This window comes from Leisingera sp. JC11 (assembly GCF_040704725.1).
Taxonomy (GTDB): domain Bacteria; phylum Pseudomonadota; class Alphaproteobacteria; order Rhodobacterales; family Rhodobacteraceae; genus Leisingera.
In genome coordinates this window covers 1-13,030 of sequence record NZ_JBFCVS010000025.1, presented here as the reverse complement: position 1 = coordinate 13,030, position 13,030 = coordinate 1, and the positions used below count along the sequence as shown (strand labels likewise).

Here is a 13,030-nt window from a genome sequence, read left to right as displayed (position 1 = left end):
GCCCGTCATGAAACATCTCCGTCTCGCCATCCTGGCCGCACCGATCCTGCTGGCCTCGGCAGCTTTCGCCCAGAACCAGGTCGCCACGCTGCGCAACACCGCGCCGCTGGGCGAGCAGGGCGAAGCCACCCAGATCCCAGGTGTTGTCAACACCGACATCCGCCAGGTGCGCAACTACCCGGACCAGCCGCCGCTGGTCCCGCACAAGACCGACAACTACCAGGTCGATCTGAACTCCAACAAATGCCTGACCTGCCACAGCCGCACGGCCGTGGAGGTCAGCCAGGCGCCGATGATCTCGGTCACCCACTTCATGAACCGCGAGGGCCAGACCCTCGGCGCGGTCAGCCCGCGGCGCTATTTCTGCAACCAGTGCCACGTGGTGCAGACCAACGCCCGGCCGCTGGTCGAGAATGAGTTCGTCGATGTGGACAAGGTGATCGACTATGTGAAGGCACAGCAGGGCGGGGCGGATTGATGTTTGGTTTCCTGAAACGGCTCTGGTGGATCATCAGGCGGCCCAGTGCCTACTTTTCGCTTGGCTTCCTGACCATGGGCGGCTTTGTGATGGGGATCATCTTCTGGGGCGGCTTCAACACCGCGCTTGAGGTCACCAACACCGAGGCCTTCTGCACCAGCTGCCACGAAATGCGCGACAACGTGTTCGAGGAGCTGAAGCCGACGATCCACTATTCCAACCGCTCCGGCGTCCGCGCGTCCTGCCCGGACTGCCACGTGCCGCACAACTGGACCAACAAGATCGCCCGCAAGATGCAGGCGTCCAAGGAGGTCTGGGGCAAGATCTTCGGCACCATCAACACGCGGGAGAAATTCCTGGAGCACCGGCTGGAGCTGGCGCAGCACGAATGGGCGCGGCTTGAGGCGAACGATTCGCTGGAGTGCCGCAACTGCCACTCCGACGAGTCGATGGATATCACCCGCCAGTCCAAGCGGGCCGCGGATGCGCATGAGCGCTTCCTGTTCACCGGCGAGAAAACCTGCATCAACTGCCACAAGGGCATCGCCCACCAGCTGCCCGACATGGCCGCGGCCGAAGGCGAAGATCATGCAGGCCTGCTGGCACCGGCGCACGGCGAAGGCCTCTTGGCCAGCACCCGCAGCTACCTGGGCCTGAGCAGCGACTGACGCCGCCAGCCCCGCAAAACACGAAAAGGCCGCTGTCCCGATGGGCAGCGGCCTTTTCAGTGTCTGCTGTTGTGCCAGTGGCGCGGAAGGAAACGGTTCTGACCCAGCCTTACAGCGGGATGCTGCCCAGATGCTCCTCGCCGCGCGCGCGGGCCAGCTTCATCTGCTTTTGACGCTCGCGGAACCGCGCCTTGTCCTCTTCCGAGGTCTGGTCGATGCACAGGTGGCAGCTGACGCCCTGCTCGAACTCGGGGCGCGCCTTGTCCTCCGGCAGGATCGGGCGGCGGCAGCCGTGGCACAGCTCATGCGGGCCTTCGACCAGCCCGTGGCCGACCGACACCCGGTTGTCGAAGACAAAGCATTCGCCCTCCCAGGTGCTGTTCTCGGCGGGCATTTCCTCCAGATAGCGCAGGATGCCGCCCTTCAGGTGATAGACATCCTCAACGCCCTGGCCCAGCAGGTAGTTGGTGGATTTCTCGCAGCGGATGCCGCCGGTGCAGAACATAGCAACCCGCTTGTTGTGGAAGCGGTCCTTGTTCTCTTCCCACCAGGCGGGAAAATCGCGGAAGCTCTCGGTCTTGGGGTCGATCGCGCCCTCGAAGGTGCCGATCGCGACCTCGTAATTGTTGCGGGTGTCGATCAGCACCACATCGTCCTGCCGGATCAGGTCGTTCCACTCTTCCGGCTCAACGTAGTGCCCGACAGAGGCCAGCGGATCCACGTCCGGCTGGCCCATGGTCACGATCTCTTTCTTCAGCCGCACCTTCATCTTGCCAAACGGCGGCTCGGCAGCCACCGCCTCTTTCCACTCCAGCCCCGCACAGCCCGGCAGCGCCTTGATATGCGCCAGCACCGCGTCGATGCCTGCCCGCGGGCCGGCGATGGTGCCATTGATCCCCTCCTGCGCCAGCAGCAGCGAGCCTTTGACATCCTGTGCCTGGCACAGGTCCAGAAGCGCCGGCTTGATCGCGGCGGGATCGGGGAAACGGGTGAAGTGATAGAGGGCAGCAATCGTGTACATGCCCCGCCCTTAGAACCATGCGCCCGGGTTTTCAAGAGAAAGAACCCGCCCCGCAGCGCCAATAAAATAAGGGCTTTGGATGTATCTTTCCGCCCGGCCGGGCCGCAGGCCTCCAACAGCAGTTCCCAAGAGCCGCCCGCACCGCTACATATTGTGTATCCAGCATAGGAGATGCCGATGACCCAGGCCCTGATCGTTGTCGATGTGCAGAATGATTTCTGCCCCGGAGGCGCGCTGGCGGTGCCCGGCGGGGATGAGGTGGTGGCCCCCATCAATGCGATGATAGACCGGTTTGATGCGGTGATCCTGACCCAGGACTGGCACCCGGCGGGGCATTCCTCCTTTGCCTCTTCCCATGCGGGCAAGGCGCCGTTTGAGACGACGGAAATGCCCTATGGAACCCAGGTTTTGTGGCCCGATCACTGCGTGCAAGGCACTGACGGTGCTGCGTTTCACAAGGATTTGCGCACCGATGGCGACCTGATCATCCGCAAGGGCTTCCGGGCGGAAATCGACAGCTACTCGGGCTTCTTCGAAAATGACCGGACTACCCCCACCGGGCTGGAGGGATACCTGCGCAGCCGCGGCATCACCCGGCTGACCCTGGCCGGGCTGGCCACCGATTTCTGCGTTGCGTTCACCGCATTGGATGCAGCCCGGCTCGGTTTCGAAGTGACCGTGGAGCTGCCCGCCTGCCGCGCCATCGACCTGGATGGCTCGCTGCAGGAAGCTCTGTCGCAAATGGGGGAGGCAGGGGTGCACCTGCAATCCTGAGTTGAAGTTTCCAAATATTAACCAATTGGGGGTAACACAGGCAGGGAGTCCGGACTGCAAGGCTGACTGATGGATGCAAGAAACGGGCCGGATAACGGCCCATTGGCCAGCTATGAAAGGAAGTACAGCTCTCTGGAGCTGATGCTGCGCTATGCCAAAGGGCGCTACAAAACCTTTTGGCCGCGCCAGTTTTTTGTTTTTGGGGTTTGCCTCCTGCTGGGGCTGGCAACGGACATGACCATTGCCGCTCTTGGTTTCCTCGCGGCCCTGTCCGGCGACGCCGCCGACAGTTTCTGCCTGCGGCGGCTCCCGGTGCTGGCGGCCCAAGGGGTTCCGGAAGGGCGGTTGCGGCTGCTGTCCACCGTGTCGGCGGCGGTATATGGCGCCGGGATGAGCATCTGCGCCACGCTGCCGTACTGGCCCTGGGTGGAGGCCGGTGTGGACACCGATCACCACCTGGACATTCTGTTCTCCATCGCCTTTCTTGCAGGCATCGCGATGAATGCCGCGATCACCCTGCCGTACCACCGGGCGGCCTCGCTGGTCTGGATGGTGCTGTTCTGTGCCGTGCCTGCCGCCATGCTCGGCGTCGATCTGACCGCGGGCGGCGGGTTCACAACCGAATGGCAGCTGCATGCCGCCGGGGTTGTCACCCTGACCGGCTACATGTTCTGGCTGGCCGCCTACGGGCGGCGCGCCTTTGAAAACACCCGCCAATACAATCAGGAAACGGCCGCTCAGCAGCAGCAGCTGGAGGCTGCAAATAACCGCCTGCAGGAGCAGCGGATGGAGGCCCGGCGCCTGGCGCTGGTGGCGGAAAACGCCAATGACAGCGTGATGCTGATGGACAGGGAAGGGCGGATCACCTGGGTCAATGACAGTTTCACCCGCATCACCGGCTATTCCTTTCAAGAGGCGCTGGGCCGGCTGCCCGGTGATCTTCTGAACAGCGGCGAGACCGATCCGGCCACCATTCAGCGGCTGAAGGACAGTGTCCGCTATGCCCGCCCGGTCCGGCTGGAAATCCGCAACCGCTGCAAGGACGGGCGGCTGGTCTGGATCGAAACCAGCCAGGTGCCGATGCTGAACAGCGACGGCAGGCTCGAAACCATGATCGCGGTGGAGCGCGACATCACCGCCGCCAAGGAACATGCCCGGCAGCTGGAAAAGGCGCGCATCGCGGCAGAAGACGGCGCCCGCGCCAAGGCCGATTTCCTCGCCACCATGAGCCACGAGATCCGCACCCCGATGAACGGGGTGATCGGCATGGCGCAGCTGTTGCGCGACAGCGGCCTCAGCGAGGAGCAGGCGCTATATGCCGATACCATCCTCAATTCCGCAGACATGTTGCTGCCCCTGATAGATGACGTCCTCGACTTCTCCAAGATGGACGCAGAGGAACTGGCCCTCAGCCCGGTCAATTTCGATCCCCGCGCCAGCTTCGAAAACACGGTCCGCCTGCTGCAGGCCCAGGCAGCGGCCAAGGGGCTGGACCTGACGCTGGAGATCCAGGACGGCCTTCCTGCGCAGCTGCACGGGGATGACAGGCGGATCCGGCAGATCCTGATGAACCTTGCCGGCAACGCCATCAAGTTCACCAAACAGGGCGGGGTGGCCGTGGCGCTGGGCGGCGCTCCCGCGGCGCGCGGGTATGAGCTGACCTTCACCGTGACCGACACCGGCATCGGCATCGCCGAGGAGAAGCTGGCCGATGTGTTCGAGCGGTTCTCGCAGGCGGATGCCGCAATCAGCCGGCGGTTCGGCGGCACCGGCCTGGGGCTGGCCATCTCCCGGCGCCTGGCAGAGGCCATGGGCGGCGGCATTGCGGTGTCCTCGGAATTGGGCACCGGCTCCTGCTTTGCGGTGCGGCTGCACCTGGAGGACGCGCAGGCGGAAAACGCCGCACCGCTGCCGGCGGCTGAGGAAGCAAGCGATCCGGCGGCGCTGGACGGGCTGCGGGTGCTGGTGGCTGAGGACAACGCCGTGAACCGGCTGCTGGTGGAGAAGTTCCTGCACGCCACGCCTGTCGAACTGGCCTTCGCGCAGGATGGCCGCGAGGCGGTGGCGCGATTCGAAGACTTTGCGCCCGACATCATCCTGATGGACATGTCGATGCCGGAAATGGACGGGCTGGAGGCAACCCGGGCAATCCGGGCCTTGCCCCGGCCGCAGCCTGCCATTGTCGCCCTGACGGCCAATGCCTTCGAGTCCGACCGCAAGGCCTGCCTGGCCGCGGGCATGGACGAATTCATGAGCAAGCCGATCAGCAAAGCCAAGCTGCTGGACCTGCTGGCCAAGCTGGCGCCGCAGGCGCAAAGCCGCCGCGCGGGCTGATCTCCTTGCCCCGGCTGCCGGGCTGTCCTATCAATCAGTGACCCTTATGCACGAGGCCGCCGGTGGACATTGCAACCCGCGTCTACAATCACAAATGGAAGATCGATCCGATCGTCCGGTCGCTGATCGACACTGATTTCTATAAGCTTCTGATGTGCCAGTCGGTGTTCCGCAACAAGCCGGACACCACCGTGACCTTCTCGCTGATCAACCGCTCCGCGCAGGTGCCGCTGGCAAAACTGATTGACGAGGGCGAGTTGCGCGAACAGCTCGATCACATCCGCTCGCTGTCGCTCAGCCGCGGCGAAAGCACCTGGCTGCGCGGCAATACATTTTATGGCAAGCGGCAGATGTTCCGCCCCGATTTCATGGAGTGGTTCGAGGGGCTGCGCCTGCCGCCCTACCATCTGGAGCGCAAGGGCGACCAGTACGAGCTGACGTTTGAGGGCAAGTGGCACGAGGTCATGCTGTGGGAAATCCCGGCGCTGGCGGTTCTGATGGAGCTGCGCAGCCGCGCGGTGCTGGACCGGATGGGCCGGTTCGAGCTGCAGGTGCTGTACGCCCGCGCCATGACCCGTGTCTGGGAAAAGATCGAACGCCTGCGCGAAGTGGACGGGCTCACCATCGCCGATTTCGGCACCCGCCGCCGCCACTCGTTTCTCTGGCAGGACTGGTGCGTGCAGGCGATGATCGAGGGCCTGGGCGAGAAATTCACCGGCACCTCCAACTGCCTCATCGCCATGCGCCGCGAGGTGGAGGCTATCGGCACCAATGCCCATGAACTGCCGATGGTCTATTCGGCGCTGGCGGACAGCGACGCGGAACTGGCCCAGGCCCCTTATGACGTTCTGTCCGACTGGCATGACGAGCACGAGGGCAACCTGCGCATCATCCTGCCCGACACCTACGGCACTGAAGGATTCCTCGACCGCGCGCCGGACTGGCTGGCCGGCTGGACCGGCATCCGCATCGACAGCGGCGATCCGGTCAAGGGTGCCGAGGTGGCGATCAACTGGTGGAAGGACCGCGGCGAGGATCCGGCGGAGAAACGGGTGATCTTCTCCGATGGGTTGGACGTGCAGCAGATCCAGGACCTGCACGCGCAATTCTCGGACCGTACCAAGGTCTCGTTCGGCTGGGGTACGCTGTTGACCAACGACTTCCGCAAGCTGGTGCCGGATGACGCGCTGGCGCCGTTCTCGCTGGTCTGCAAGGCGGTTGCGGCCAACGGGCGGCCCACGGTGAAACTGTCCGACAACCCGGAAAAGGCGATGGGTCCGAAAGACGAGATCGAGCGCTACAAGCGCGTTTTCGGCGTCGGCAAGCAGGAGCGGCAGGCGGTAATCGTTTGAGGGCAGAAGAGGGGGCGCCGCCCCTACGGCCTGGGGCCTCACCCCCGGAGTATTTTGGAAGGATGAAAGAGGCGCGCGCTCAGCCGTGATGCGCCGCCACAGTCTTGAGCTGCGAGAACCCGTAAAGCGCCTCAAAGCCTTTCTCGCGTCCGTGGCCGGATTTGCCGACGCCGCCGAACGGCAGCTCCACCCCGCCGCCGGCGCCGTAATTGTTGATGAAGACCTGCCCGGCGCGCAGCCGTTTCGCCAGCCGCATCTGCCGTGCTCCGTCGCGGGTCCAGACGCTGGCGACCAGGCCGTACTCGGTGGCATTGGCAATCCGCAGCGCGTCTTCTTCGGTGTCGAACGGGATCAGCACCTGCACCGGGCCAAAGATTTCCTCCCGCGCCAGCGCGTGATCCTCCGGCACGTCCGAAAACAGGGTGGGGCGCACATAGGCGCCGCTTTCTGGCGCATTGGTAACGATTGCCCCCTGTGCCGCCACCGGCAGGTCCGCGCCCTGTTTGAGGTAGTCTTCGACGATCTGCTTCTGCCGGGCGGAAATCAGCGGCCCGACCCGCAGGTCCTCAGCTGCCGGCCCCACGGTGAGCGCGCCATAGGCCGCTGCCATCCGCGTCTTCACCTCCTCGTAAACCCCGCGCTGCACCAGAATGCGCGAGGACGCGGAACAGGTCTGGCCCGCGTTCTGGATGCCCGCGTTCACCAAGAACGGCAGGGCCGCCTCCAGATCGGCATCGTCGAACACCAGCTGCGGGGACTTGCCCCCCAGCTCCAGCGTCACCGGCACCACATTTGCCCCCGCCGCCTGCTGCACCAGCGCGCCGGTTCTGACCGATCCGGTGAAGGAGATGTGATGCACGCAGGGATGCCCAGCCAGCGCCGCGCCGGCCTCAGCCCCCAGTCCCGGCACCACGTTCAGCGCACCGGCGGGCAGCCCGGCCTCCATGGCGATATGGGCAAAGGCCAGCGCGGTCAGGCAGGCCTCCTCGGCCGGTTTCAGCACGCAGGCATTGCCCATCGCCAGCGCCGCGCCGACAGAGCGGCCGATGATCTGCATCGGATAGTTCCAGGGCACGATATGGCCGGTCACCCCATGCGGCTCGCGCAGGGTGTAGACGGTGTAGCCATCCAAATAGGGGATGGTCTCCCCCATCACTTTGTCCGCCGCGCCGCCGTAGAACTCGCAATAGCGCGCCAGCGCCACCGCGTCGGCGCGGGCCTGGGTCAGCGGCTTGCCCACGTCCATCGCCTCAATCGCGGCCAGCAGCTCCACCCGCTCCAGCACGAACTGGCCGATGCGGGTCAGGATGCGGCCCCGCTCCAGTGCGGTCATGCGGCCCCAGGTGCCGTCCAGCGCCGCCTCCGCTTTCAGCACCGCGGCCTCGATATCCGCCGCGCCGCCGCGGGCGATCTGGCAGATTTCACTGCCGTCGGAGGGGTTCACCAGCGGCAGGGTGCCGCCGCTGGCCGCGGGCAGCCACTTGCCGCCAATCAGGCAGAGCGCGGGATCGAACCAGAGGGGATCAGACATGCTGGGGGCTCCTTTCGGGATCGGACAGATCGCGCAGCACCGGCGCTGCTGCGATCAGCTGACGGGTGTAGGGGTGCTGCGGGTTGCTGAACACGGCTTCGGTTTCGCCCTGCTCGACGATTTCGCCCTGTTTCATCACCAGGCAGCGGTCGGTGATCGTGCGCACAACGCTCAGGTCGTGGCTGATGAACAGATAGGTCAGGGAATAGGCCGCGCACAGCTCCGCCAGCAGGTCGAGGATGCGGGCGCGGACCGAAACGTCGAGGGCAGAGACCGCCTCGTCGAAGATGATCAGCTCCGGCCTTGTGATCAGGGCGCGGGCAATGGCGATGCGCTGGCGCTGGCCGCCGGAGAACTGGTGGATGTATTTACCGGCATCTTCCGGCGTCAGCCCGACGGCTCTCAGGGTTTCGGCAATCAGATCACTGCGCGCCGTCCCGGCGGGCGGATCAGCCAGCGTGTAGAATGGTTCGGTGATCAGCCGCTCCACCCGGTGGCGCGGGTTGAAGCTGCCGTAGGGGTCCTGGAACACCACCTGAACTTTGCGCCGGATCGCTGGCTTCAGGTGAGTCGTTACAAGTTCCCCGTCGAGACGAATCTCCCCGCCCTGTAGCGGCTCCAGCCCCAGAATTGCCCTTGTTAGGGTCGATTTTCCGCAACCCGACTCACCCACCAGCCCCAGCCGTTCGCCGCGGTTCAGGGTGAAGGAGACATTGTTCGCGGCGCGGAAGGTGCCGGGTTTGGCAAGCAGCGATTCGCGTGGGGTTTTGTAGTCGCGCACCGCGTTCCTGACGTCCAGCAGCGGCGCCGGGGCAGGCGGCTGTGGCAAAGCCACCTGATGGCTGGAGGCCTCAAACAGCATCCGCGTGTAGGGGTGGCGCATGTTGCGCAGGAGCCAGTCCGTGTGGCCGGTCTCCACCACCTCGCCATGGCGCATGACAACGATCCGGTCGGCCAGATCCGCCACCACGGCCAGATCATGGGTGATGATCAGCAGCCCCATGCCATAGTCCTGCACCAGGTCCTTCAGCAGCTCCAGGATCTGCGCTTGGGTGGTCACATCCAGTGCCGTGGTCGGCTCATCCGCGATCAGCAGTTTCGGGCGCAGGGCGATGGCCATGGCGATCACCACCCGCTGCCGCTGGCCGCCCGACAGCTCATGCGGATAGCGGCTGAGCGGAAAGCGGTCCTGCGGCAGCCCGACCCGCTCCAGCACCTCGTGCGCGCGGGCCTCGGCCTGCTCCCGCGGCATCGCTTTGTGGATCAGGATGGTTTCCATCACCTGCTCGCCGATGGTTTTCACAGGGTTCAGCGCGGTCATCGGCTCCTGGAACACCATTCCGGCGGACTGGCCGCGGATCGCGCACATCCGGTCCTCGGACTGCTCCAGCAGTTGAGTGCCCTCCAGGGTGATATAGCCGCTGGCCTCCGCCAGATCCGGCAGCAGCTGCATGATGGCGAGTGCGGTCATCGACTTGCCCGAGCCGCTCTCGCCGGTGACAGCAACAATCTCGCCCGGATCAACGTGGAAGGACACATCCTTCAGCACCTGGAAGGCGCCGATCTTCAGCGACAGGCTGGTGATATCAAGAAGCGTCATGTGCGTGCCACCCTGAGTTTCGGATCCAGATAATCGCGCAGGCCATCGCCCAGCAGGTTCAGCCCCAGCACGGTAAGGATGATCGCCGTGCCCGGCACCAGTGCCAGATGCGGCGCAAAGCTGACCATGGTCTGCGCATCGGCCAGCATCCGCCCCCAGCTGGGGGTGGGCGGCTGGGCGCCAAGGCCGACATAGCTTAGGCCCGCCTCCGCCAGGATGCCCAGCGAGAACTGGATGGTGCCCTGCACGATCAGCAGGTTCATCACATTGGGCAGGATATGCTCGGCTGAGATCCGCGCCGCGCCTTTGCCCGCGACGCGGGCGGCCAGGATGAACTCGCGCTCCCACAGGGACAAAGCTGCGCCGCGGGTGATGCGGGCAAAGACAGGGATGTTGAAGATGCCGATGGCGATGATGGCGTTGACAGCGCCAGCGCCAAGCACGGCGGTGATCAGGATGGCGATCACCAGCGAGGGGAAGGCAAAGACCAGATCGTTGCCGCGCATGATCAATTCATCCAGCCACGATCCCTTGCGTGCAGCAGCGGCCAGCCCAAGCGGCACACCTGCGCCCATGCCGATGCCAACCGCCACCAGCGCCACGGCGATGGAGGTGCGGGCGCCGACCATGATCATCGACATGAGGTCGCGGCCGAAATGATCGGTGCCCAGCCAGTGCTGCGCATTCGGCGTCTGCAGCTTGGCCGGGATGTTCATTGCAGCGTGGTCGAAGGGTGTCCATAGGAACGACACCGCCGCCGCCAGCAGCACCAGCGAGGACAGCGCCGCGCCAAGGATCAGGTTGCGGGTCATGTCCGGCTCCTGAGGCGCGGGTCGACCAGCGCATAGGCGAGATCGATCAGGAAATTCACCGTGATGACGGCAAAGACCAGTAGCATCACCACCGACTCCACCACGATCAGATCGCGCGAGGAGATCGCCTGGAACACCAGCCGCCCGAGGCCGGGCAGGTAGAACACCTGCTCAATGATGATGGCGCCTGCCAGCAGGAAGGAGAACTGCAGGCCGATGATGGTCAGCACCGGGATCAGCGCGTTGCGCACGCCGTGCCGCCACAGCGCCTGGTTCCGGGTCAGACCCTTGGCGCGGGCGGTGCGCATGAAATCCTCGCCCAGAATGTCCAGCAGGGCAGAGCGCATGACGCGGGTCAGGATTGCCGCCTGCGGCAGCGCCAGCGCGATGGCGGGCAGGGTGAGCGCATGGAGGCCGCTCAAAAGACCAGCCTCCCAGCCCGGAAACCCGCCCGCGCCGAACCAGCGCAGGTTGATGGCAAAGATCAGGACCAGCATCATCGCAAACCAGAAGTTCGGCACCGCGACGCCCAGCTGGGTGGCGCCCATCACTGCCATATCGCCCGGCTTGCCGCGGCGGGCGGCGGCATAGATGCCGGCCGGAAAGGCAATCAGCGTCGAAAGCGTCAGCGCATAGAGCGCCAGCGGCAGCGACACCCACAGCCGGTCTGCGATCATGCCCGCAACCGGCGTGCGGTAGGTGTAGGAGGTGCCGAAATCGCCGCTCAGCATGCCCGCCGCCCAGCTGAGGTAGCGGGCCAGCTTGCCCTGATCCAGCCCCAGCTCCGCCCGTAGCGCGGCCACGGTATCAGGCTGCGCGTTGACCCCCAGCATGAACGATGCCGGGTCGCCCGGCGCTACCTCCACCACGAGGAAGATCACCAGCGAGGCAACAGCCAGGCTGAGGATCAGCGACAACAGGCGTTTCAGGGCATAGCGCAGCATGGCTGCCACGTTAGGAGCCTGCGGGGAACGGGTCCAGAGGGAGGCGGAGGGAAACCCGTCGCAAAGGTTGAAAAAGGCGCAGCGTCAAGAGGTTGTGCGCAATCCGGCCGGAAACACGCCTAGGGCGCCTGGCTCGGGCTTTGGCTATGCCGGGAAACCGGCTATCACAGTCACATGCTGTCCCGCCCCCTGTTCATCGGATCGGAAATCTACCGCGGCTCATCTTATGGCCGCACCCACCCTCTGCGGGTGCCGCGGGTTTCGACCGTGATGGACCTGTCCTGCGCGCTGGGCTGGCTGCCGGACGCGGTCTATGTGAACTCGCCCCGCGCCAAGCCGGCAGCGCTGACCGTCTGGCACACGCCCGAATACATCGCGGCGCTGCAGGCGGCGGAAGCGGCGCAGGAGGTGAGCGCGGAGGTGCGCGCGCGGCATCATCTCGGCACCATCTCCAATCCGGTGTTTCCGGAGATCTTCCGCCGCCCGGCCACCGCCGCTGGCGGATCGATTCTGGCGGGCGAACTGCTGGCGGATGGCGGCATCATCTATAACCCGGCCGGCGGCACCCATCACGGGATGCCGGACCGGGCCAACGGCTTCTGCTATCTGAATGATCCGGTGCTGGCGATGCTGTCGCTGCGCCACCACGGCGCGCAGCGGATCGCCTATGTGGACATCGACGCGCATCACGCCGACGGGGTGGAGCACGGCTTTGCCGGCGACAGGGACATGCTGATGATCTCGGTGCATGAGGAAAACCTCTGGCCCAAGACCGGCAGGCTGACGGAGGACGCGGGCGGCTCGGCCCTGAACCTGCCGGTGCCGCGCGGCTTCAACGATGATGAGATGGCCCATATCCGCGGCGAACTGATCCTGCCGGCGGTGGAAGCCTTCGCGCCCGACGCCATCGTGCTGCAATGCGGTGCGGATGCGGTGACCGAAGATCCGCTGCCGCATCTGGACCTGTCGAACAACGCCCATTGGGCGGTGGTGCGGGCGCTGATGGGGATGGCGCCGCGTTTTCTGGTGCTGGGCGGCGGCGGTTATAACCCGTGGTCGGTGGGGCGGCTCTGGACCGGGGTCTGGGCAACGCTGAACGGCATTGAGGTGCCGGAGCGGCTGCCCGCAGAAGGCGAAGCGGTGCTGCGCGGGCTGGAGTTCAACGGCAACCGGCTGGGCCGCACCCCGCCGGAGCATTGGTTCACCACGCTCAGGGACCATCCGCGCGGCGGGCCGGTGCGGCAGGCGGTCCGGGAACGGGTGGCCTATCTGCGGGACAGGTATTTCAGGGGCTAGCGCAGCATCAGCGCCGCGCTGGGCGCGGTTCGTTCAGGATGTGACCAGGAACTTCAGAACGGCAAATCCGACGATGGCTGCGTAGCCAATGGGTGAAGGCTCAAGGGTCGTTGCGACGTTTCCTGCTATCTCAGTTTCATGAGTTCGTCCCTGAACGCTTCAGCCGGTGTGCGCCACCCGAGGCATTTTCTAGGTGTGTCGTTTAAGCGGTCGCAAATCG

11 protein-coding genes and 1 pseudogene are annotated in these 13,030 nt (G+C 65.2%); 6 read left to right on the top strand and 6 right to left on the bottom strand.

Annotation, left to right across the window (positions count from 1 at the left end):
- The first annotated feature begins 7 nt into the window (after positions 1-7).
- Together AB1A62_RS19535 and AB1A62_RS19530 are read left to right on the top strand one after the other, a co-directional pair.
- Complete coding sequence (locus AB1A62_RS19535) at positions 8-478, top strand: nitrate reductase cytochrome c-type subunit (protein ID WP_366663142.1); 471 nt, start codon at positions 8-10, stop codon at positions 476-478.
- Entirely contained in the window at positions 478-1,146 is a 669-nt protein-coding gene (locus tag AB1A62_RS19530) for a cytochrome c3 family protein (protein ID WP_174149011.1), read from the top strand. Before AB1A62_RS19535 ends, AB1A62_RS19530 begins: the two co-directional genes overlap by 1 nt.
- Positions 1,147-1,255: 109 nt before the next feature.
- Here AB1A62_RS19530 and AB1A62_RS19525 read toward each other — a convergent pair whose 3' ends face one another.
- On the bottom strand, positions 1,256-2,167 hold the full coding sequence (locus tag AB1A62_RS19525; protein ID WP_366663141.1) for a rhodanese-related sulfurtransferase: 912 nt from the start codon (positions 2,165-2,167) through the stop codon (positions 1,256-1,258).
- 177 nt (positions 2,168-2,344) lie between these two features.
- Here AB1A62_RS19525 and pncA point away from each other — a divergent pair, with 177 nt between their 5' ends.
- The 3 genes from pncA to pncB all read left to right on the top strand — a co-directional run bounded on the left by pncA (position 2,345) and on the right by pncB (position 6,627).
- Positions 2,345-2,941, top strand: a complete 597-nt coding sequence (pncA, locus tag AB1A62_RS19520; RefSeq protein ID WP_366663140.1) for a bifunctional nicotinamidase/pyrazinamidase — start codon at positions 2,345-2,347, stop codon at positions 2,939-2,941.
- Positions 2,942-3,043: 102 nt separating this feature from the next.
- On the top strand, positions 3,044-5,275 hold the full coding sequence (locus tag AB1A62_RS19515) for an ATP-binding protein (protein ID WP_366663139.1): 2,232 nt from the start codon (positions 3,044-3,046) through the stop codon (positions 5,273-5,275).
- 62 nt (positions 5,276-5,337) lie between these two features.
- Positions 5,338-6,627 (top strand): nicotinate phosphoribosyltransferase, encoded by a 1,290-nt coding sequence (pncB, locus tag AB1A62_RS19510; RefSeq protein ID WP_366663138.1) that lies wholly within the window; start codon positions 5,338-5,340, stop codon positions 6,625-6,627.
- A gap of 79 nt (positions 6,628-6,706) precedes the next feature.
- On the opposite strand, the gene AB1A62_RS19505 is transcribed toward pncB, so the two are convergent.
- The 4 genes from AB1A62_RS19505 to AB1A62_RS19490 are packed head-to-tail and all read right to left on the bottom strand — an operon-like array spanning position 6,707 to position 11,514.
- Positions 6,707-8,158, bottom strand: coding sequence for an aldehyde dehydrogenase family protein (locus AB1A62_RS19505; RefSeq protein ID WP_366663137.1), 1,452 nt, complete (start codon positions 8,156-8,158; stop codon positions 6,707-6,709).
- Positions 8,151-9,758: a dipeptide ABC transporter ATP-binding protein gene (locus AB1A62_RS19500; RefSeq protein WP_366663136.1), complete on the bottom strand. Its 1,608-nt coding sequence runs from the start codon at positions 9,756-9,758 to the stop codon at positions 8,151-8,153. The genes AB1A62_RS19505 and AB1A62_RS19500 overlap by 8 nt, the downstream gene beginning before the upstream one ends.
- Positions 9,755-10,570 carry an ABC transporter permease gene (locus tag AB1A62_RS19495; RefSeq protein ID WP_366663135.1) on the bottom strand — a complete coding sequence of 272 codons (816 nt, stop codon included), beginning with the start codon at positions 10,568-10,570 and terminating at the stop codon, positions 9,755-9,757. The genes AB1A62_RS19500 and AB1A62_RS19495 overlap by 4 nt, the downstream gene beginning before the upstream one ends.
- Positions 10,567-11,514 (bottom strand): ABC transporter permease, encoded by a 948-nt coding sequence (locus AB1A62_RS19490; RefSeq protein WP_366663134.1) that lies wholly within the window; start codon positions 11,512-11,514, stop codon positions 10,567-10,569. Before AB1A62_RS19490 ends, AB1A62_RS19495 begins: the two co-directional genes overlap by 4 nt.
- 174 nt (positions 11,515-11,688) lie before the next feature.
- Here AB1A62_RS19490 and AB1A62_RS19485 point away from each other — a divergent pair, with 174 nt between their 5' ends.
- A complete protein-coding gene (locus AB1A62_RS19485) occupies positions 11,689-12,810 on the top strand; it encodes an acetoin utilization protein AcuC (protein WP_366663133.1) in 1,122 nt (373 codons plus the stop codon).
- A gap of 125 nt (positions 12,811-12,935) precedes the next feature.
- On the opposite strand, the pseudogene AB1A62_RS19480 reads toward AB1A62_RS19485, so the two are convergent.
- Positions 12,936-13,030 (bottom strand): annotated as a pseudogene (locus AB1A62_RS19480) (integrase); the annotation flags it as partial.

What these genes read in the sequence shown, in the direction of transcription:
- AB1A62_RS19535 (WP_366663142.1), top strand. Translation starts at nt 8, where the DNA reads ATGAAACATCTCCGTCTCGCCATCCTGGCCGCACCGATCCTGCTGGCC.
- AB1A62_RS19530 (WP_174149011.1), top strand. Translation starts at nt 478, where the DNA reads ATGTTTGGTTTCCTGAAACGGCTCTGGTGGATCATCAGGCGGCCCAGT.
- AB1A62_RS19525 (WP_366663141.1), bottom strand. Translation starts at nt 2,167, where the DNA reads ATGTACACGATTGCTGCCCTCTATCACTTCACCCGTTTCCCCGATCCC.
- pncA (WP_366663140.1), top strand. Translation starts at nt 2,345, where the DNA reads ATGACCCAGGCCCTGATCGTTGTCGATGTGCAGAATGATTTCTGCCCC.
- AB1A62_RS19505 (WP_366663137.1), bottom strand. Translation starts at nt 8,158, where the DNA reads ATGTCTGATCCCCTCTGGTTCGATCCCGCGCTCTGCCTGATTGGCGGC.
- AB1A62_RS19500 (WP_366663136.1), bottom strand. Translation starts at nt 9,758, where the DNA reads ATGACGCTTCTTGATATCACCAGCCTGTCGCTGAAGATCGGCGCCTTC.
- AB1A62_RS19495 (WP_366663135.1), bottom strand. Translation starts at nt 10,570, where the DNA reads ATGACCCGCAACCTGATCCTTGGCGCGGCGCTGTCCTCGCTGGTGCTG.
- AB1A62_RS19490 (WP_366663134.1), bottom strand. Translation starts at nt 11,514, where the DNA reads ATGCTGCGCTATGCCCTGAAACGCCTGTTGTCGCTGATCCTCAGCCTG.
- AB1A62_RS19485 (WP_366663133.1), top strand. Translation starts at nt 11,689, where the DNA reads ATGCTGTCCCGCCCCCTGTTCATCGGATCGGAAATCTACCGCGGCTCA.